Origin of the sequence: Pseudomonas sp., from assembly GCF_030696055.1 — a bacterium.
In the GTDB taxonomy this organism is placed as follows: Bacteria; Pseudomonadota; Gammaproteobacteria; order Pseudomonadales; family Pseudomonadaceae; genus Aquipseudomonas.
The window spans coordinates 1-3326 of sequence record NZ_JAUYNP010000330.1 but is presented as its reverse complement, the minus strand read 5'-3'; the positions used below and the strand labels follow the sequence as shown (position 1 = coordinate 3326).

The 3326-nt window shown below is 60.3% G+C and carries 4 protein-coding genes and 1 pseudogene; all 5 read left to right on the top strand.

Annotated elements, in window-relative coordinates; all coding sequences use genetic code 11:
- A partial coding sequence (locus Q8Q83_RS20055; protein WP_305625891.1) for an ABC transporter ATP-binding protein occupies positions 1–594 on the top strand: 594 nt, incomplete at its 5' end.
- Complete coding sequence (locus tag Q8Q83_RS20050) at positions 591–1454, top strand: carbohydrate ABC transporter permease (protein WP_305625890.1); 864 nt, start codon at positions 591–593, stop codon at positions 1452–1454. The genes Q8Q83_RS20055 and Q8Q83_RS20050, both read left to right, overlap by 4 nt.
- 8 nt (positions 1455–1462) lie before the next feature.
- A complete protein-coding gene (locus Q8Q83_RS20045) occupies positions 1463–2263 on the top strand; it encodes a carbohydrate ABC transporter permease (protein WP_305625889.1) in 801 nt (266 codons plus the stop codon).
- A gap of 11 nt (positions 2264–2274) precedes the next feature.
- Positions 2275–2547 carry a DUF2160 domain-containing protein gene (locus Q8Q83_RS20040; protein ID WP_305625888.1) on the top strand — a complete coding sequence of 91 codons (273 nt, stop codon included), beginning with the start codon at positions 2275–2277 and terminating at the stop codon, positions 2545–2547.
- Between the two features lie 84 nt (positions 2548–2631).
- Positions 2632–3326, top strand: a pseudogene (locus tag Q8Q83_RS20035) (carbohydrate ABC transporter substrate-binding protein); the annotation flags it as partial.

The window sequence follows — 3326 nt, the reverse complement described above, 5'->3', positions numbered from 1 at the left end:
GACCCGCACCTGAAGTGGAAGCTGCGGCGCAAGCTCAAGCAGATCCACGAGCAGTTCAATATCACCATGGTCTACGTCACCCACGATCAGCTGGAGGCTTCCACCTTCGCCGACAAGATCGCGGTGATGTACGGCGGCCAGATCGTCCAGTTCGGCACCCCGCGCGAGCTGTTCGAGCGGCCCAGCCACACCTTCGTCGGCTATTTTATCGGCAGCCCAGGGATGAACCTGATCGAGGTCACGGCTTGCGAAGGCGGGGTGCGTTTCGCCGATACCCTGCTGCCGCTGTCGCCGGCCTTGAATCAACGCATCGCCGAACTGGGCGGGAAAAGCCTGAAAGTCGGCATCCGCCCGGAGTTCGTGCATGTCTGGGAAGGCCCGAATGAGGACGCCCTGTGCGGCGAGGTGGTGCACCTCGAGGATCTGGGCACCTATAAGATTCTCACCCTCAAGCTGGATGGCCAGCTGCTCAAGGTGCGCCTGCAGGAAGACCAGCCGGTGCCGCAGCAGCAGGTCTATCTGAGTTTCCCGGCGCAGTGGCTGATGCTCTACGCCGATGACTATCTGGTGGAAAGCCAGGAGGTGCTGTCATGAAGGTGCAGAACAACAAGGCCTGGTGGCTGGTGCTGCCGGTGTTTCTGCTGGTGGCCTTCAGCGCCATTGTGCCGATGATGACGGTGGTCAATTACTCGGTGCAGGACATTTTCGATCATTCGACGCGCTACTTCGTCGGAGTCGATTGGTACAAGCAGGTGCTGCAGGACACCCGTCTGCATGACTCGCTGCTGCGGCAATTTATCTACTCCGCCTGCGTGCTGCTGATCGAGATTCCCCTAGGCATAGGCATCGCCCTGTGCATGCCGACCAAGGGCCGCTGGTCTTCGCTGGTGCTGATAGTGCTGGCCATTCCGCTGCTGATCCCGTGGAACGTGGTGGGCACTATCTGGCAGATCTTCGGCCGCGCCGATATCGGCCTGCTGGGCTGGAGCCTGAACGAGTTGGGCATCGCCTACAACTATGCCTCCAACACCCGGGATGCCTGGGTGACTGTGCTGATCATGGACGTCTGGCACTGGACCTCGCTGGTGGCGCTGCTGTGCTATTCCGGGCTGCGGGCGATTCCCGATGTGTATTACCAGGCCGCGCGTATCGACCGCGCCTCGGCCTGGGCGGTGTTCCGGCATATCCAGTTGCCCAAGCTGAAGAGCGTGCTGCTGATCGCGGTGATGCTGCGTTTTATGGACAGCTTCATGATCTACACCGAGCCCTTCGTGCTCACCGGTGGCGGGCCGGGCAATGCCACCACCTTCCTTAGCCAGACCTTGACCCAGATGGCCATCGGCCAGTTTGACCTGGGCCCGGCGGCGGCGTTCTCCCTGGTGTATTTCCTGATCATTCTGCTGGTGTCCTGGCTGTTCTATACCGCCATGACTCACGCCGATAAGACCCGCTGAGGCCGACCATGACCCTACGAAAACAAGTGGTGCTGGGGCTCTATATCCTGTTCCTGCTGGTGCCGATCTACTGGCTGCTGAACATGTCGTTCAAGAGCAATACCGAGATACTCGGCGGCCTGACCCTGTGGCCCAACGACTTCACCCTGGGCAACTATAAGGTCATCTTCACCGACCCCAGCTGGTACGAGGGCTACCTCAACTCGCTGTACTACGTGTGCCTGAACACCTTGATCGCCCTGACGGTGGCGCTGCCGGCGGCCTATGCGTTTTCGCGCTACCGTTTTCTCGGCGACAAGCACCTGTTCTTCTGGCTGCTGACCAACCGCATGGCGCCGCCGGCGGTGTTTTTGCTGCCGTTCTTCCAGCTGTATTCCTCGATCGGCCTGTTCGACACCCATATCGCCGTGGCCCTGGCCCATTGCCTGTTCAACGTGCCGCTGGCGGTGTGGATTCTCGAGGGCTTTATGTCCGGGGTGCCGAAGGAGATCGATGAAACCGCCTATATCGATGGTTACAACTTCCCGAAATTCTTCGTGAAGATCTTTATCCCACTGATCGGCTCGGGCATCGGCGTCACGGCGTTCTTCTGCTTTATGTTCTCCTGGGTCGAGTTGCTGCTGGCGCGCACCCTGACCTCGGTGAACGCCAAGCCGATCGCCGCGGTGATGACCCGCACCGTATCGGCATCCGGTATCGACTGGGGCGTGCTGGCGGCTGCCGGGGTGCTGACCATCCTGCCGGGCATGCTGGTGATCTGGTTCGTGCGTAACCATGTGGCCAAGGGCTTCGCCCTGGGCCGGGTATAGGAGCAACGACTATGGATTGGATGGCTTGGACTCTACCGACCGCGCTGTTCTTCGGTTTTATCGGCTCGCTGCTGGTGGGCATGACCGTCTGGGAACTGCGCTCGCCGTGCATCGAGCGCAAAGGCTTGTTGCCGATCAGTACCACCCGGGGTGATCGGTTGTTTATCGGTCTGCTTGGAAGTGCCTACCTGCACCTGCTGGTGGTGGGCACGACCGATTGGAGTGTCTGGATAGCCTCGGTGCTGTCCCTGTTCTGGCTGTTTGCAGTGATGCGTTGGGGCTAAGCCGGGCTGCCCTGGGTTGTGCCTGCAAGCTGGGCGCGACCCATACCCGCTTACCTCGCCCAAAACCCTGAGATGGAGGTCTCTATGTTCGACAATAACAACAAAACGCGACATAGCATGGCGCTGGCTGCCTTGCTGACGTTGTCCGGCTTAAGCGGCGCAGCCTGGGCGGATGCCTATGAGGAGGCGGCGAAGAAATGGATAGGTTCGGAGTTCACCCCCTCGACCCTGACCGCCGAGCAGCAGCTGGAAGAGCTGAAGTGGTTTATCAAGGCGGCCGAGCCGTTTCGCGGCATGAGCATCAGCGTCGCCTCGGAGACCATCGCCACCCACGAGTACGAGTCCAAGGTGCTGGCCAAGGCCTTCAGCGAAATCACCGGGATCCAGCTCAAGCACGACCTGATGCAGGAAGGCGATGTGGTGGAAAAACTGCAGACCCAGATGCAGTCGGACAAGAACATCTACGACGGTTATATCAACGACTCCGACCTGATCGGCACCCACTTCCGCTACGGCAAGGCGGTGGCGCTGACCGATATGATGGCCGGCGACGGCAAGGACTTCACCTCGCCGACCCTGGACCTGCCGGATTTTATCGGCCTGTCCTTCACCACGGCGCCAGACGGCAAGCTGTATCAGCTGCCCGACCAGCAGTTCGCCAACCTCTATTGGTTCCGCGCCGACTGGTTCGAGCGCCCGGAGCTGAAGGCCAAATTCAAAGAAATCTACGGCTACGAGCTGGGTGTGCCGGTCAACTGGTCCGCCTATGAAGACATCGC

Bases quoted from the DNA above. Each gene is read 5' to 3' on its own strand.
- Q8Q83_RS20040 (WP_305625888.1), top strand. From the start codon at position 2,275: ATGGATTGGATGGCTTGGACTCTACCGACCGCGCTGTTCTTCGGTTTT.
- Q8Q83_RS20050 (WP_305625890.1), top strand. From the start codon at position 591: ATGAAGGTGCAGAACAACAAGGCCTGGTGGCTGGTGCTGCCGGTGTTT.
- Q8Q83_RS20045 (WP_305625889.1), top strand. From the start codon at position 1,463: ATGACCCTACGAAAACAAGTGGTGCTGGGGCTCTATATCCTGTTCCTG.